This window comes from Mesorhizobium sp. HAY1-8B (assembly GCF_056868045.1).
Window position 1 is genome coordinate 4,318,670 of the sequence record NZ_CP200321.1, and the last position, 16,312, is coordinate 4,334,981.

The window sequence follows — 16,312 nt, forward strand, 5'->3', positions numbered from 1 at the left end:
CGAAGAGCCCGTCGAAGAAAAATGGCAAGGTCGGGATTAAAATCCCCACATGCTCCGTAAACAGGGCATGAAACGGTCGATGCCACGCTTTGACATCATAGGACAGCTCGGATCGCTGCGGCGCTACGCGCAGTCGCTGACCCGCGACAGTGCGGATGCCGAGGATCTCGTGCATGACGCGCTGGTGCGCGCCTATGAGCGGCGCGGCACTTTCCGCTCCGGCGGAAACCTGCGGGCGTGGCTGCTCTCGATCGTCCACAACGCCTTTGTCGACCGCATGCGCTCGCGCCGATCGGAAGCGGTGCGCATCGAACAGGCCGGATACCTCGCCGACACCGCCACGCCAGCTCCGCAGGAGCATTCGGTGCGCCTGGCGCAGGTGCGGGATGCCTTTTTCAACCTGCCGGAAGAACAGCGTTCGGCGCTGCATCTGGTCGCCATCGAAGGGCTTTCCTATCAGCAGGCGGCCAATGCCACGGGCGTGCCGCTGGGTACGCTGATGTCGCGCATCGGCAGGGCGCGCGCCGCCTTGCGCCAGATGGAAGACGCCGCCCCGGGGCGCGGCAAGAATCATCTCAGGATCGTGGGAGGTGAGCAATGACCGCTCTTGTCGACCCCGTTACGGACACCGACCTCGACGCCTATGTCGACGAGCAACTGGATGTCACCCGCCGCATCGAGGTGGAAGCTTTCCTGTCCACGCGTCCGGAGGCTGCCGCACGCGTGATGTCGGATCTGCGGACCCGCGACGAACTGCGCGTGGCGCTCGCCGGCTCCAAGGGCATGGCGCGGCCGGCGACCGCTGACGCGGCGCGGCGTCTGGAGAGGGGGCTTGCCCGCGGCCGCATCTTCGGCGTGTTGCAGCGCGCCGCCGCCGTTGCCGCCTTCGTTGCCGCCGGTTGGCTGGCGAACGGCATCATCGGGCCGATGTCTGTGACCAAGGTCGTCGCTTCGCCGCAGCCTCCCGCTTATGTCGACGAGGCGGTGCGGGCGCACAGGACGACGCTGGTGCGCGAAGCCATGCCCTCGCAGCCGGAAGCGCCCAATTACAATGCCGGAGAGATCCGCGCCGCCACAGCGATCGTCATGCCCTCGCTGCCCAAGGATTGGAAGGTGCGCGACGTGCAGATCTATCCGTCACGCTTTGGTCCGAGCGTCGAGATGGCTTTGGACACCAAGGATATGGGGCTGGTGTCGCTGTTTGCGATCCGGCCGGGAACCTTCGACGTGGTCAAGCCGACCGTCACGCCCTCGGGCGATATTTCCTCGGCCTATTTTCAGATCGGCGAGGTTGCCTACGCGGTGGTCGCGAAGAGCGGAGTTCATGACCTCGACCGCGCCGCCGAGACGCTCGCCAGAACACTTTACTGACCGATCCAAAGGAGACTGCAGATGAATACGCCCAATCTGGGATATCGCGTTGGCACCGGCGCCCAAACCGGAGCCGTCTTTGACGAGGGCCTGCGCCAGCACATGCTGCGCGTCTACAACTATATGGGCCTTGGCCTCGTGGTCACCGGCCTTGTCGCCTTCCTGGTGTCGTCGACGCCGGCGCTCTACGTGCCGATCTTCTCCAGCCCGCTGAAGTGGGTGGTGATGCTGGCGCCGCTCGCCTTCGTCATGCTGTTTTCGTTCAAGATGCAGACCATGTCGGCGGCCAGCGCCCAGATGATGTTCTGGGCCTTCTGCGCGGTGATGGGCCTGTCGCTCGCCTCCGTGTTCCTGGTCTTCACCGGAACCAGCATTGCCCGCACCTTCTTCATCGCCGCCACCATGTTCGGCGCCACCAGCCTCTATGGCTACACGACCAGGCGTGACCTGACGCAGTTCTCGTCGTTCCTGATCATGGGCCTGATCGGCGTGGTGATCGCCAGCATCGTCAACATCTTCCTTGGCTCGACCGCGCTGCAGTTTGCCATCTCGGTGATCGGCATCGCTGTCTTCATCGGCCTGACCGCCTGGGACACGCAGACGATCAAGGAACAGTATGCCGAGAATTTCGACGCGGAATCGCGCCAGAAGCTCGCCGTCTTCGGGGCCTTCTCGCTCTACCTGAACTTCATCAACATCTTCCAGCTGCTGCTGAATTTCACCGGCGAGCGGGAGTAACGACTGTCCGCTGTGGGCAAGGGTGGGGTTCTCGCCCTTGATGCGGAGAGGTGGCCGGAGGAGAAATCCTCCGGCCACAATTCGTTCCGGCCCAATCCGTTCAGGCAAGACCCGGCTTGAGTCCCTAGGAGCTTTTGCTAGTCTGCCGCCAGCTTCAACGCCGGCCCGCGAGGACATATGGCACAGGACAGCCAAACGCTTCGTGGCGACGGCATCTCGGCTGTCATAGTCGGGCAGGGTGCCGAACTGGTCTCGCTGCAGGATGCGCAAGGGTTTGAGTTCCTGTGGCAGGCCGGACCAGAGTGGCGGCGCCATTCGCCGGTGCTGTTCCCGATCGTCGGCCGGCTGAAGGGCGACCAACTGCGCCATCGCGGCCACACCTATCCGATGACACAGCACGGCTTCGCCCGCGACAAGCCATTCACCTGGGAGGAGAGGGGGCCTCGGTCCTGCACGCTGATCCTCACCGACGACGCCGACACGCGCGCGCACTATCCTTTCGCCTTCCGCCTCGCCGTGACCTACACGCTCGACCGCCAGCAGCTTGGCGTGACCTTCGAGATCACCAACACCGGTGACGAGCCATTGCCGGCTTCGATCGGTGCGCATCCGGCATTCAACTGGCCATTGCTGCCGGAATTGCCCAAGGAGGCCTATCGGCTGACCTTTGCGGAGGCCGAGCCAGCGCCGATCCGCCGGCTGAAGGACGGCCTTTTGCTCCCGGCACCGCGGCCGACACCCATCGAAGGCAAGACGCTTTCGCTGTCCGAACGCCTGTTCGATGACGACGCCGTCATTCTGGACCGGCCCGCCAGCACCAGCGTGCGCTACGCCGCCGACCACGGTCCGGCGATCGAAATGTCATGGCAGGGAGCAGAGGAACTGGGCATCTGGTCCAAACCGGGCGGCGCGCCGTTCCTGTGCATCGAACCTTGGCGCGGCATTGCAAGCCCAGCCGATTTCGACGGCGAGTTCAGCGAGAAACCTGGCGTGATGCTGATCGAGCCGGGAGCGAAGCGTTCTCTGGGTTACCGGATTCATTTGGATCGCTAGTGGCACAATCGTACCGACGGCTCTAATCAAGCTGGTGATAGCCGACAGTTTTTGGACCGCCTTTTGGAAGGCTGTGACTATAAGGGCCTGGTTCGGCTTTCGTGGTTCTTGCTAGGATGTCCATCTCTAGCTGGAGAAGACGGGCTACGGTCTGCGACGACGGTTCTTCCTGATCATCGAAAGCCTGATCTGGTAGTGGTCTCAATCGGCATGGACGCCTTTTATCAAGACAGGCAACAACGCCGTTGGACAGGCCCTCTTGCTCCGCGAGACAACCAAAAATACTGATAGAACGCTCACGCGCCATCAAGGTCGTAAAGTGGAGCCTTGTCATGTCGCATAGCGAAGGACGCGCGCAAAAACTGCCCGTGAGTGCGCGAAAGATATTCGCTGCTATCTGTATTTTGGCCACTGCATCAGCAGCAATATGGCTTGTCATCCCTCATTTTCCCATAGTCTACACCTGTTCATTTCGTGATATCCCGGCGCTACGGCGTTTGTGGCCAGGAAATCAGATAATTTACGACCAGATCACTGAATGGCAAGGTGCGGACAACGACGAGTGCAAATTGTTTTCAGTAAGTTCTATATTATCTATATTGTTTGCAATATTTAGCATACTATTTTATACGACGTTGCTGTCGAAGGCGGACCCAGTCACCATGAAAGCTCGACCAGTCATCGTGACATTGGTGATGGTCTTTATGATTGTCGGGATGTTGGCTGGGGGCTTCAATGATCACGCGACAGGCCGTGGCGCTTGGGGAGCTTATCAGACGACCGATTCCACCAACACCCTTCTATGGAAAACTCTGGTTCGCGAGTTAGTGATCTATTTTTTCTGTCCGATCTGGGTATCGCACTTGAGGGTTGCGTGGCTCCAGAGATTTTCGTTTTAGTCTAGGTGCAATGGCCCCGAACAGGACCGGAGCGGAGGCCGGCGTCGCAACGCTGTTGCGCGACACGGGGTTGTACGGCCCGCGTCGCCATAACGCGTGTAGGCGAGTGTGCGTAGGAGAGTGCTGTAGCGGGCAGAGATATCTCGGTCTGAGGGTGACGGCCAAACCTGAATCCGGTTCGATCGATCGTTAGTTGAGTACGAGGAATTCGACTGCTGCTCGGATAAGCACGCGTCAATCGGGCGTTGAACCACTCTGCCGGACGATTGTGCCGATCACATTCACGAGAACACGCGCTGCGGTGAGGGCCGACATTCCGTCGATATCGGCGGGCGGATAGAGTTCGACAAGGTCGAATCCCGCGACCCTGGCCCGCTTGCCGAGGCCGGCGATCAGGTCGATCGCCTGCGTGTAGGTGAGGCCGCCCGGCGTACGCGCCGCCACGCCCGGCATGATGCCAGGATCAAGGCTGTCGCAGTCGAAGGTGACGACGACCCGCGCGCCTTCCGGTATGTGCCTGAGCGCCGCTTCCACGCCTTGAGCATGAATTTCGCGGGCGGTCACGAAACGGCTGCCATAGTACCGCGCCGCTTCGATTTCAGCGAGGCGCGCGCTGCCGACGCTGCGCAGGCCGACCTGCACCATGCCCGCGACATGCGCCATCTCGCTCGCCCGCCGCATCGGGCTCGAATAGCCGTAGCGTTCGCCATGCACCTCGTCGCGCCAGTCGATATGGGCATCGATCTGCAGGATCCAGATCGGTTGGTGATCGGCAAAGCCGGCAAGGAACGGAGTGACGACGGAATCGTCACCGCCAATCAGGATTGGCACGGCCGGCAAGGCCAAGACTTCACGCGTCTTGGCTTCGATCCGGACCCTGTTTTCGGCATTGTCGTGCAGGATGGTCGAAATGTCGCCGGCGTCGACGCAGCAGAGCGGCTTGCCGTCGAACAACGGACCGCCGAGATCGAAATCCCAGTGCTCGACGAGCGGAGCATCGCCCTGGCTGGCCGCGCGTATGGCGAAGGCGGCCAAGGCATGCCCGCTGCTGTCCTTGCCGGGATAGGTGCTGCCATGGCCGGCTCCGAAGATCACCGCGCGGGGCGTGCGGCCGTCGGCGAGGCGATCGGGAAGGCCGAGGAATGATGACGACATCTTCTTGATGGTCCTGATGACACGGACCGGGAGGTTATCGCGTAACAGCGGCTGCCGCAAAGTGGGCCGTCTTTGGGATCGAGAAGCTCGACGGCTCGATCACCCCCTGAGCTTTTGCGATTGTAATCGATTGTCGTGTCGTCGCTCTCGCGATGGATCTGTTCCACGCGCCTCTCGAAAGGCGGGCTACGTCATATTGGCGGCCTCTTGTGAACTCCTTCACATACAAATTCGTGCGTGGCGCACAACATATGCCAGAACAGAAATTTATCCGCCCTTGCGAATGGATCTTGCAGAAAAGAGATCAGATAAAACGAGAGGGGAAGTCTTTTACAAATAGGATAAATTTTCGTTCTATTCATAATAATTGTGGTGGAAGCAAACAAAGGAGATCAAAATGTACAAGATAATTACAGTTGCATCGGCATTGCTTATGCTTACAGCGCCTTCGTTCGCGATCGACTCGACCTTCGTCCACAGCCTTCGTGCCGACAATGGCGACTTCGAGGCCCCGGGAGAGGTCAAGGGCCAACATCCATTGGCTTCAGAAGAAGCGGTGTATGGGTTCCAGACAGGATCGATCGGGTTGGCTGGTGGCGTTTCGAACTCCAATTGCATGGGGGTTAGCCCGCACCAGTATGACCCTGTCAGCCCCAATTGCCGCAACTGAGATACAAGTGGGGAGCGGTGGTCAGCGCCACCGCTCTCCCGCCTCAGGCGGGAATGACATCCGATTTGGTGGCCCTCATTCCACCCTTGTGAATTGGCGACATCAGTTGTCGTTCTGTGACTCGGCCAAATGACGAAGAGCGCCGAAATTGGTTATTCGCAGGCCGCCGCGCTTGATTGCGATGATCGAGCGGTTGCGCCAATTGTTAAGCGTCTTGTTGACGGACTCGCGCGTGGCGCCGAGGAACTCCGCCAATTCGGACTGGGAAATCGGTATCCAGCCTGACCCATCCGCCATTACGCTAGCCAGGAAGACCAGTCGCTTTGCCAGCCTCGCCTCAATGCCGAAGAAAGCATGATCCCCAAGTTCGCTGCTGATCCAACGCAGCCGTGCGCACAACAGCTCAATCATGGCACGTGCCAGCGATGGGTTTCTTTCAATGCGATCGAAGAGTTGCGTCCTGCCCAGCGAGGCCAGATCGCAAGCGGTGAGGCAGATGGCGGTTGCGGTGCGCGGGCGCCCGTCGAGCGCGCCAACCTCTCCGACCAAGCTGTGCGCAAGCTCGATATTGGCCACCAGCCTCTGGCCTCCCTGCGAATAGATCGAGATCTCCACCGTCCCGCTCATCACCCCGTAAATGCGATCGGATGGATCTTCCTGAACGAAGAGATGCTGACCAGCCGCGTAGCGTTCGACCTTGCAGCCGCTGAAGAGAAGATCGAACAGGCGTGGGTCGATCCGTGCAAGGCGCGGCAGATCATTTCCATCATTCGCGCTGCCGGAGGCCATGTTGATTTCCCAATTGCCGCCTCGCTACCCCTGTTCGAGGATCTCCTCGATCGTGGATGGAAGGAGCGTGGCGCCATGCATGGCGGAGATGCCCATGACGGTTTCGTGCTCGGCTGTCAGGGGCAGGGCGTCGATCGTGCGGTAGAGCCGGTCGCGGTGTCCGGGATCGAGCTCACCGTGGTCGATGAGCGTCTGGAAAGCCGCATGCGGAAACCCCGTTGCGGAAATCAGCGTCTGGATCAGCGTCGGTGTCGGCGGGTGTCCCTCCATCAACGCGACGAAACCAAGGAACGCGACAGGGTGATGGTGATGGATCCAGTAGTACTGCGCTCCCACAAGGCTCGCGACCGAGGGGGATGGTATGCGGCTCAGCGCCGTCGCCCGCTTCACACCTAGCAGTTCGAGGTCATCGAGCAGCAAGTCATCATGCCCCAACTCCTCCTTGACATGCTCCTCCAGATATCGGGCCAGACCGGACGCGATAGGGTCAGCGGCCGCCATTTTCTCGGCTCGCTCCGCTGCTACTTCCGTCAACGGCACCGTTGCACGAATGATTTGGTGCTGAGTGAGCAGGAACTGCGGCCAAAAGTCAGCAAGCCTAGGATGCGTCACAAGGGTGCGACATGACTTTGCGTATGGTTGCACCACAAGATTAATCTTCCGCCGGAGACGAACGCTCGGCGTAGCAATGGCCCCAACCTCGATCCCGTTCATGGCATCCCGGTGGTTAAGAAGCAGCCCGGTGGTTAAGAAGCTCGGCTAGTGAACCTTGATGACGATGCCGACATCTGCTTTCTCCAGGTCCTTCCCCAGCTTCCTTAGAAGGGCTATCTCGCCCCCCGAGAGACTGGCAAACGTCTCCCTCGCGTCCTCTGGGAGGGTATCCGCCGAGACCTCCATGTCGTCGAGATACTTTTTGACGTGTGGTGGCAATTCTACTGCCATCGCCCATCCTCCAGTTATCTTAGACCATCCTAAACTATCCTAGACTAAGATGGACCTGTCAAGAGGGCGGACTTGCCCTACGCAAGGCCTGGCCGTACAGTCCATGAGCACAATGAGATATGCTCTTGGGAGCTCGATCTGTTCGACATGCGGATCTGCCAATGCAGCCGAATTGCAGTTCTGTGCGTCCTGTGCATCGCCGCTGACCCAACGAGCTTCCGGTGCCGCCGATACGCGCAAGGTGGTCACGATCCTCTTTGCTGATATTGTCGGCTCGACGGCGTTGGGAGATGAGCTCGATCCCGAGTTGCTTCGCAATCTCATGACCCAGTACTTTCGGGAGATGGCCGCGGTAATTCGTGGCCACGGGGGGACAACCGAGAAGTTCATTGGGGATGCGATCATGGCGGTGTTCGGCATCCCGCTGCTCCATGAGGACGACGCGGTGCGTGCGGTTCGAGCCGCGGTTGCGATGCTTCATGCGCTGCATCGGCTGAATGATGAGTTCGAGTCGCGTTGGGGCACCAGGATCGTGATCCGGATAGGTATGACCACGGGTGAGGTGATCGCCGGGGATCCGGGCCAGGGCGAAACTTTCGCGGTCGGAGACGCGGTCAACATTGCTGCCCGGCTCGAACAAGCTGCCGAGCCAGGGCAGATCCTGATCGGAGACGCGACATATCGGCTGGTCCGCGATGTCGCGATGACGTCACCGATCGAGCCGCTTCGCGTGAAGGGGAAGTCAGAGCTCTTAGCCGCGTGGAACCTCATGGATGTCGCCCCCGCGGCCCTCGCTGCCCATGGTCTTGAATCCCCTCTGATCGGTCGCGACAAAGAAATCGCCGAAATCGGAGAGATGTTCGAAAGGACGGTCAAGTCTCGAGTATGCGAGATCGTAACGGTGATGGGCCCGGCGGGAATCGGCAAGTCCCGGCTCACGCGTGAATTTCTTCCCCGACTCGAAAGGACAACGACAGTCGTGGCGGGGCGATGCCTGCCATACGGCGAGGGGATTACCTTTTGGCCCATCATCGAGGTGCTCAAGGCCGCGGCGGGCATCACAGATAGTCACTCGCCCGACGATGCTCGCGCAAAGATTGGCAAGCTATTGGAAGGCCCCGATGCCGCGCTGGTCGTCGAACGCCTGTCCGCACTCATGGGCCTGACCCGTGCGACGCCTGGTGTTCAAGAGACGTTCTGGGCCGTGCGCAAGCTGTTCGGCAAGCTGGCAACGCATCGGCCATTGGTCGTCGTGTTCGACGACATTCACTGGGCGGAGCCGACGTTCCTCGATCTCCTCGAATATCTCGCCGATTCGTTGGACGGCGTGCCGGCGTTCTTCCTCTGCCTCGCTCGCCCTGAGCTGCTCGAGGTCCGCGCCGGCTGGATGACGTCGAAGGCGAACGCGTCCCTCATCACCCTGCGCTCGCTGAGCGACGCTCATACGGACGGCTTGATCCGGAACTTGCTCGGAGGCGCGGAACTCGCGAACGAGGACCGCGCGCGGATCGCCGATGCCGCCGAGGGGAACCCTCTCTTCGTGGAGGAGACGCTGCGAATGCTGATCGACGACGGTTTGCTCATCGCCGTCGACGGGACGTGGACGGCGGCTGACCATCTGTCGAGGCTGACGATTCCGCCCACGATCAACGCCCTTATCAACGCGCGTTTGGACCGGCTCGGCGGCGAGGAGCGCTCTGTGATCGAGCGAGCATCAGTGATCGGTCGCATCTTCTGGTGGGGGGCCGTCGAGGAGATGTCGCCGGAAGAGCAGCGGCCCCGCGTTGGCGGCCAGCTTCGGTCCCTGGCCAGAAAGCAGCTGATCCGCCCGGATCGCTCGGACCTGGAGGAGGAGGATGCTTTTCGCTTCACTCACAGCCTCGTCGGGGACGCGGCCTACAATGGCATTCCGAAGGGCGTACGAGCCAACATGCATGAGCGCTTCGCATCATGGCTGGAGGCAAGGATGCGCGAGCGGGCCCGAGAGTACGAAGAGATCGTCGGCTACCACCTCGAGCGGGCCTACAGGTCTCTCGCGGAGCTCGGTCTATCGAACGAGCGCGTCGAGTCGCTGGCACGACGTGCGAGCGTGCCGCTGGCTTCTGCCGGGCAGCGCGCCTTCGCGCGGGGTGACATGCCCGCCGCGGTCAACATGCTGTCGCGCGCCATCTCGCTCGGAGCTCGCGACGATCCTGGGCGACTGGCGCTCTTGCCGGAGCTCGCATTTGCACTGCTGGAAACCGGCGACCTCGAGCGCACGCGTGGCGCGATCGCCCAGATGCGTGAGGCAGCGACCGCCTCCGCCGATCGCAGACTGCAAGCGCATGCGCTCATTCTCGATCTGTGGGTGCGCTTCCTGTCAGAGCCAGAGGGGTGGGCGGACGAGGCCTACCGCGAGGCGCGGCAGGCCATATCGATGTTCGAGCAGGAAAACGACGAGCACGGCTTGGCCAAGGGCTGGTCCTTGCTTGGCTTGTTTCACCTGACAAAGTGCAATTTCGGCGCCTCTGAAGAGGCGTGGGAGAGCGCGGCGGCGCATGCGTTCGCAGCGGGCAACGACAGAGAATGGCTCGAGTCGCTATCATGGGTGCCGCTTGTCGTGTGGGCGGGCCGTATGCCGGTCAAGGCGGCGATCGGCCGGTGCAAGGATGTGCTCGCCAGGGCACAAGGTGATCGCAAGGCGATGTCGGCGGCGCTCTTCAGCTGGGGGAATCTCGAGGCGATGCGCGGCCGATTTGGCGAGGCGCGGCAGTTGATAGCGCAGGCGCGGTCAACGGTCGAGGAAGTCGCACTGACCGTGTGGAGCGCGGGACCTCTCACCGAGATGAGCGCTCTGGCCGAGCTCTGGGCGGGCGACGCGGCAGCCGCCGAGCGGGAGCTTCGATTGCCGGCATACTCGCCCAGGCCATCTATGTCCAAGGCCGGTACGAGGAGGCCGAAGCGTTCGTTCGGTTGGGCGAGGGGATCGCCGGCAGTGACGACACGTACTCGCAAGGCCTGCTGCGATGCGTTAGGTCAAAGATCTCGGTCCGTGTGGGCGATGTGGAGGGAGCTCTCCGTATGGCCCGGGAGGCTGTCGCGATCGCCGAGCCGACGGACTTTCTGTTCCTCCAGTCGTTCGTCCTCGACGGTCTTGGAGAGGTTCTCCACATCGCCGGCCTCCCGGAAGAAGCGGATGCGGCGCTTGCGGGCGCTGTTCGCCTGTGCGCGCAAAAAGGCTTCGTCGTCGGTGTACGACAGGCTCGAGGGCGACTAAGGAAGCCTCCGCGGTAACAAACTCCATGCGGCTGAAACTTACCCGCTATCTGGGATTGCCCAGGGACGAAGCGTGCTCACACAAAAGTCGCATAAGATAGATTATGGAACTGATGGGAGCGGGCGGTGCGGTAATCAGGACAGCGCTTTCCGCATCGCGCCCGCCAATCCGGCCGGGTTCTCCCAGGCCATGGAATGCCGGGCCTGCGGTACGACGCTAAAGGCGATGCCTTTGCTGACACAAGCGTTGCGTATCTTCGTCCGGCAATGATTTTTCGCCGATGATCACAGTCCTTGACGTCGTCATCCTAAGCAGCAACTCACGCCAGGTCGGTTTGCCGCCGGTAATCCCAGCTTGAACGATTTCACGGCTCACAACTCGCGAGAAAATCGATCTATCACTCTGATTCAAAAGGCATTTCGATCACCATGCCATCATAGGCCGGCACCACCTTGTCAGGCGTCTCAGCCATTACGGTGGCATAGTCGAGCGGCACGTGCATATGGGTTAGCACGGCCTGTTTCGGTGCCAGCTTTTCGATCCAGCCGAGCGCCTGGCCGAGCGACAAATGGCTGGGATGGGTTTTGTACTGCAGCGCGTCGATGACCAAAATCTCCAGGCCGCACAGCCGCTCGGCGGTGGTGTCGGGAAAGTCGCTGATGTCAGGGCAATAGGCCAGCGCTCCAATGCGAAACCCGAGCGAGATGATGTCGCCATGCACCTGCGGCAATGGTTCAAGGGTGAGGGCACCCCCCTCTCCTTCGATCACCACCGGCTTCGCGTGGTCGATGATATGGGCACTGACGATCGGCGGATAGGAACTGCCGGGTGGTGTCTCGAAGCAGTAGCCGAACGCCTGGCGCAGCCGCAGCATTGTCGGCTCGTCGGCGTGAATATCGATCCGCTGGCGCTGATCGAGGACGAAGCCGCGCAGGTCATCGATGCCGTGGATGTGGTCGGCGTGTGGATGTGTGTAGACGACCGCGTCAATGCGCCTGACAGAGGCCATCAGCATCTGCTGGCGGAAATCGGGGCCAGTGTCGATGACGACGGTCGTGCGGTTGCCATTCGCCGCGATCCGTTCAACCAGGACGGCCGTACGCATGCGCCGGTTCTTCGGGTTGTCCGGGTCACAATTGCCCCAGTCGCCGGTGATGCGCGGCGCACCTGGCGACGAGCCGCAGCCGAGAACGGTTAGACGCAGCCGGTCAGTCATCGGTCAGGCGCTCAACTCGGCAGGTCGCGGCATCTTCCCGAACAGCCGGAAGAAATTGTTCGTCGTCAGATCGGCGATTTCAGCTTCGCTGACACCAATCGTCTCCGCCAGCACCTTGGCGGTGTGCGCGACATAGGCCGGCTCATTACGCTTGCCGCGGAATGGGATCGGCGCCAGGTATGGCGCGTCTGTTTCGACGAGCAGCCGGTCATGCGGCACGTCGGCGGCGATGGTGCGCAATTCGGCTGAGTTCTTGAAGGTCAGGATGCCCGAGAACGACACGTAGCCGCCGAGCGAGACGCCCACCTCGGCCAGCCGGCGTCCGGAGGAGAAACAGTGCAGGATGAAGGGGAAGGCGCCCTTCCCTGTTTCGTCTTCGAGAATGGCAGCCATGTCGTCATCGGCATCGCGCGAATGGATGACCAGCGGCAGCCCGGTCACGCGAGCCGCCGCGATGTGATTGCGAAAGCCTTGCGCCTGCGCATCGCGCGGCGCCTTGTCGTAGAAGTAATCCAGCCCAGCCTCGCCGATCGCCACCACCTTAGGATGATCGGACAGACGAACAAGGTCCGCAGCGGTGACCTCGAGCTCTTCGGCGGCATTGTGCGGATGGGTGCCGACGGAGCAGTAAACTTCATCAAAAGTTTCAGCGATTTCAATGATTTGGTGAAATCGCTTTACGCGGGTTGATATCGTCACCATGCGGCCGATACCAGCCGCTTTGGCGCGAGCGACAATGGCCGCCCGCTCCTCGGCGAAATCTGGAAAGTCCAGGTGGCAGTGGCTGTCGACGAGCATCAGGCGTTCGCGCCCGGCTGTTCGATGTAACGCGGAAATACCCCTTCCGGCACCGGCAAGGCAGTACCCGATACAAGCGCGTGGTCAGCGTGGACATGCACGAAGTCGCGCTTGTCGACCGGCACGGCCAGCAGGTCGAGCAGCTTCGTGGCCGATCCCGGAATGAAGGGCTGGCACATCACCGCCACGCGCCGTACCACTTCGGCTGTCGTCCACAGCACCGTTTCCATACGCTCCGGGTTGGTCTTCTTCAGCGCCCACGGCTCCTGCCCGGCGAAATAGCGATCAGCTTCCGCCACCACGGCGAAGATCGCCGCCAGCGCCAGATGGATGCCTTGCTCAGCCATTGCCTTGCGCGCGGTGGCTAGAGCGGCCGCCGCCTGATCCAGGATCACGCTGTCGGCATCGGTCAGGTCACCGCGCTTCGGCACCACGCCGCCACAGTTCTTGGCAATCATCGACAGCGAGCGCTGCGCCAGATTGCCCAGGCCGTTGGCGAGGTCGGCGTTGGTGCGGTTGACGATCGCTTCATGGCTGTAGCTGCCGTCCTGGCCAAACGGCACTTCGCGCAGGAAGAAATAGCGCACCTGGTCGAGGCCGTAATGCTCGACCATGGTGAACGGGTCGATGACGTTGCCGACCGATTTCGACATCTTCTCGCCGCGGTTGAACAGGAAGCCGTGGCCGAAGACGCGCTTCGGCAACGGGATGCCGGCCGACATCAGGAAGGCCGGCCAGTAAACCGCATGGAAGCGCACAATGTCCTTGCCGATGATGTGCGCGTCGGCCGGCCAGAAGCGCCAATTGTCAGCCTTTTCATTGGGATAGCCGATGCCGGTAATGTAGTTTGTCAGGGCATCGACCCAGACATACATGACGTGCTTCTCGTCGCCCGGAACCGGCACGCCCCAGTCGAAGGTGGTGCGCGAGATCGACAGGTCCCTCAGCCCCGACTTGACGAAGCTCATCACCTCGTTGCGTCGCTCCGCCGGACCGATGAAGTCGGGCTGGCTTTCATAAAGGGCAATGAGCTTTTCCTGGTAGGCCGAAAGACGGAAGAAGTAACTTTCTTCCTCGACCCATTCGACCGGCGTTCCCTGCGGTCCGTAGCGGACATTGTCGGGGCGGACCTCCGTCTCCTCTTCGCCGTAATAGGCTTCGTCGCGCACCGAGTACCAGCCGGCATAGCCGCCCTTGTAGATATCGCCATTGGCGTCCATCGCCTTCCAGATCGCCTGCGAGGAGGCGTAATGCCGTTCTTCCGTGGTGCGGATGAAATCGTCGTTGGACGCGTTGAGCGCGATCGCCATGCGCTTGAAATCGGCCGAGTTGCGATCGGCCAGTTCGCGCGCCGAAATGCCTTCGCGCTTCGCCGTCTGCAGCATCTTTATGCCGTGCTCGTCGGTCCCGGTGAGGAAGAAGACCTGCTTGCCGTCGAGCCGCTGGAAGCGTGCGAGCGCGTCGGTGGCGATCAGTTCGTAGGCATGGCCGATATGCGGCTTGCCGTTCGGATAGGAAATCGCGGTCGTGATGTAGAATGTGTCGCGTGACATGAATGAACCGTCATGAATGTCTGAATGGAAGCCGTGGCGGTGGATATCGCATCGGAATGGCGATTGCCATCCCGGTGCCGATGCATGCCGCCCAAAAGTGGCCCCGGTTTTGGGGCAACGGCATGCACCAAAAAGGCCGTCACATTCGCATCGCAGAATTCAGGCGGTCGATCATGGTCAAGGCGTGCTGCTTCTTGTCGAGATTGTAGGTGTCGGTCTCAGATATCGCGTCCAGCGCCTCATGCCAAGTGTCCGACAGCGTTTTCGCCCATGCGAGGTCGCCTGACAGCGCTGCCTGGCTTGCGGCATCCGACAACAGGTCGAGCGCGCGGCGGTTGAAGATATCGAACTGGATCGCCTGGTCTCGGCCGGCGACGGCTTCGGCGAGCCGATAGGCTCCGCCGATATCGGTCTTTCCCGCCGCCACCAGTGCATCGAGTGTCTGGGCGATTTCGAGCCCGCCATATTGCGTCAGCAGGATCGCGTTGCGCACACTGCCCCCTGCCCGTTCGACCAATGCCGCCCGTGCGGCCGGATCGTCCGGTGGCGGCGGCTCGGCGGTTTCCAGCACCGCCAGCAGCTCGTCGGCGCCGAGCGGTGTCAGGCGCACCATTTGACAGCGCGAGCGGATCGTCGGCAGCAGGCTGCCCGGCGCATGGACGATGAGAACGAACAGCGTTCGTGCGGGCGGCTCCTCAAGATTTTTGAGCAAGGCATTGGCGGCATTGGCATTCATGTCGTCGGCTGGATCGACGATGACCACCCGATAGCTGCCGTCATGCGAGGTCATCGACAGGAAGCGGCTGACCCGGCGGATCTCGTCGACGGTGACGACCGTCTTGAAGCTCTTGGTCTTGTCGTTCATCGGCCGGGTCAGGTGCAACACGCCGGGATGCGCCCCGGTTGCGATCTGGCGAAACAGCGACGAGGCCGGATCGGGAACGGCAAGGCTCTCCGGCGCCTGCGCGAAGTCCGGGTGCTTCAGCAGGTGATGTGCGAGATGAAAGGCCAGTGTCGCCTTGCCGATGCCGACCGGCCCCGCGAAGATCAGAGCATGTGGCAGCTTTCCGGATCGGTAGGCGGCGGCAAGCATCTCGGCTGCCTGCCCGTGCCCGACCAGACGAGGCGTCTCGGCCGGCTCGGGCACGCCGTCCAGCGTATCATGCTGTTCAGGCGCGCTGCGTTCGAAGGTCATACTGGTGCGGCCTGCCTGTTGCGCGCGGGCGCCCTCGCCTCCAGCGCCGCGAACACGGCGGCGGTGACGACATGCTCCACCGTATCGGGATCGGCGGACGCGTCGACGACGATGCAGCGTTCCGGCTCGGCCGCGGCGATCGCCAAAAAGGCCTCGCGCCGGGCCTGATGGATGGCCAGCGTCTCCTTTTCGAAGCGGTCGGCGCTGGCGTCGCTGCCGCGCCGCAGGGTCGCGCGCCGGAGGCCCTCGGCCGGATCGATATCGAACACCAGCGTGATGTCGGGCATCATGCCGTTGATGGCGACCTGTTCCAGCGCAGCCATGAATGCCGGGTCGATCCCGCCGGTGACGCCCTGGTAGACGCGCGAAGAATCCAGGAAGCGGTCGCAAAGAACGATGGAGCCATGCTCGACCGCGGGCCGGATGACCTGCTCGACATGGTCGGAGCGGGCGGCGGCGAAGAGCAGTGCTTCCATCTTCGGCCCGAATGGCTCCGCGGCACCCGAAAGCAGCACATGCCTGACGGCTTCCGCGCCGGGCGAGCCGCCCGGTTCGCGGGTGACGAGGACGTCATACTTCTTGGCGCGCATCTTCCTTGCCAGCCGCTCGATCTGCGTCGACTTGCCTGCGCCCTCGCCGCCTTCGAAGGTGATGAAAAATCCGCGCGCCAATCG

General features: G+C 61.9%; 16 protein-coding genes. 7 read left to right on the forward strand and 9 right to left on the reverse strand.

Features of this window, described 5'->3' with window-relative positions:
* Positions 1 to 49 precede the first annotated feature (49 nt).
* The 5 genes from AC1VON_RS20585 (at position 50) to AC1VON_RS20605 (ending at position 4,061) form a co-directional block, all read left to right on the forward strand.
* A complete protein-coding gene (locus AC1VON_RS20585) occupies positions 50 to 601 on the forward strand; it encodes a sigma-70 family RNA polymerase sigma factor (RefSeq protein WP_483124668.1) in 552 nt (183 codons plus the stop codon).
* A complete protein-coding gene (locus AC1VON_RS20590) occupies positions 598 to 1,371 on the forward strand; it encodes an anti-sigma factor family protein (RefSeq protein ID WP_172350584.1) in 774 nt (257 codons plus the stop codon). The genes AC1VON_RS20585 and AC1VON_RS20590 overlap by 4 nt, the downstream gene beginning before the upstream one ends.
* Before the next feature lie 21 nt (positions 1,372 to 1,392).
* On the forward strand, positions 1,393 to 2,109 hold the full coding sequence (locus AC1VON_RS20595; RefSeq protein WP_056577346.1) for a Bax inhibitor-1/YccA family protein: 717 nt from the start codon (positions 1,393 to 1,395) through the stop codon (positions 2,107 to 2,109).
* Between the two features lie 177 nt (positions 2,110 to 2,286).
* Positions 2,287 to 3,162, forward strand: a complete 876-nt coding sequence (locus tag AC1VON_RS20600; protein WP_483124669.1) for an aldose 1-epimerase family protein — start codon at positions 2,287 to 2,289, stop codon at positions 3,160 to 3,162.
* Positions 3,163 to 3,494: 332 nt separating this feature from the next.
* Positions 3,495 to 4,061 carry a hypothetical protein gene (locus tag AC1VON_RS20605; RefSeq protein ID WP_483124670.1) on the forward strand — a complete coding sequence of 189 codons (567 nt, stop codon included), beginning with the start codon at positions 3,495 to 3,497 and terminating at the stop codon, positions 4,059 to 4,061.
* A 234-nt stretch (positions 4,062 to 4,295) separates the two neighbouring features.
* Here the strand turns inward: AC1VON_RS20605 and AC1VON_RS20610 are convergent, their stop codons facing one another.
* On the reverse strand, positions 4,296 to 5,216 hold the full coding sequence (locus AC1VON_RS20610) for an agmatinase (RefSeq protein WP_483124671.1): 921 nt from the start codon (positions 5,214 to 5,216) through the stop codon (positions 4,296 to 4,298).
* Positions 5,217 to 5,613: 397 nt separating this feature from the next.
* Between AC1VON_RS20610 and AC1VON_RS20615 the strand changes: the two genes are divergently transcribed.
* Positions 5,614 to 5,886: a hypothetical protein gene (locus tag AC1VON_RS20615; protein ID WP_172350581.1), complete on the forward strand. Its 273-nt coding sequence runs from the start codon at positions 5,614 to 5,616 to the stop codon at positions 5,884 to 5,886.
* A gap of 102 nt (positions 5,887 to 5,988) precedes the next feature.
* On the opposite strand, the gene AC1VON_RS20620 is transcribed toward AC1VON_RS20615, so the two are convergent.
* The 3 genes from AC1VON_RS20620 to AC1VON_RS20630 form a co-directional block, all read right to left on the reverse strand.
* A complete protein-coding gene (locus tag AC1VON_RS20620; protein ID WP_483124672.1) occupies positions 5,989 to 6,675 on the reverse strand; it encodes a Crp/Fnr family transcriptional regulator in 687 nt (228 codons plus the stop codon).
* Between the two features lie 24 nt (positions 6,676 to 6,699).
* Entirely contained in the window at positions 6,700 to 7,176 is a 477-nt protein-coding gene (locus AC1VON_RS20625; protein WP_483124673.1) for an iron-containing redox enzyme family protein, read from the reverse strand.
* A gap of 258 nt (positions 7,177 to 7,434) precedes the next feature.
* On the reverse strand, positions 7,435 to 7,620 hold the full coding sequence (locus AC1VON_RS20630) for a hypothetical protein (protein ID WP_483124674.1): 186 nt from the start codon (positions 7,618 to 7,620) through the stop codon (positions 7,435 to 7,437).
* Between the two features lie 241 nt (positions 7,621 to 7,861).
* On the opposite strand from AC1VON_RS20630, the gene AC1VON_RS20635 reads away from it, so the two are divergent.
* Positions 7,862 to 10,876, forward strand: coding sequence for an ATP-binding protein (locus AC1VON_RS20635; protein WP_483124675.1), 3,015 nt, complete (start codon positions 7,862 to 7,864; stop codon positions 10,874 to 10,876).
* 397 nt (positions 10,877 to 11,273) lie between these two features.
* On the opposite strand, the gene AC1VON_RS20640 is transcribed toward AC1VON_RS20635, so the two are convergent.
* The 5 genes from AC1VON_RS20640 to tmk form a co-directional block, all read right to left on the reverse strand.
* A complete protein-coding gene (locus AC1VON_RS20640) occupies positions 11,274 to 12,092 on the reverse strand; it encodes an MBL fold metallo-hydrolase (protein WP_172350577.1) in 819 nt (272 codons plus the stop codon).
* A 3-nt stretch (positions 12,093 to 12,095) separates the two neighbouring features.
* Positions 12,096 to 12,890: a TatD family hydrolase gene (locus AC1VON_RS20645; RefSeq protein WP_483124676.1), complete on the reverse strand. Its 795-nt coding sequence runs from the start codon at positions 12,888 to 12,890 to the stop codon at positions 12,096 to 12,098.
* A complete protein-coding gene (metG, locus tag AC1VON_RS20650; RefSeq protein WP_483124677.1) occupies positions 12,890 to 14,443 on the reverse strand; it encodes a methionine--tRNA ligase in 1,554 nt (517 codons plus the stop codon). The genes AC1VON_RS20645 and metG overlap by 1 nt, the downstream gene beginning before the upstream one ends.
* Before the next feature lie 139 nt (positions 14,444 to 14,582).
* Positions 14,583 to 15,638 carry a DNA polymerase III subunit delta' gene (locus AC1VON_RS20655; protein WP_483124678.1) on the reverse strand — a complete coding sequence of 352 codons (1,056 nt, stop codon included), beginning with the start codon at positions 15,636 to 15,638 and terminating at the stop codon, positions 14,583 to 14,585.
* Complete coding sequence (gene tmk / locus AC1VON_RS20660) at positions 15,635 to 16,309, reverse strand: dTMP kinase (protein ID WP_483124679.1); 675 nt, start codon at positions 16,307 to 16,309, stop codon at positions 15,635 to 15,637. Before tmk ends, AC1VON_RS20655 begins: the two co-directional genes overlap by 4 nt.
* Between the last annotated feature and the right edge of the window lie 3 nt (positions 16,310 to 16,312).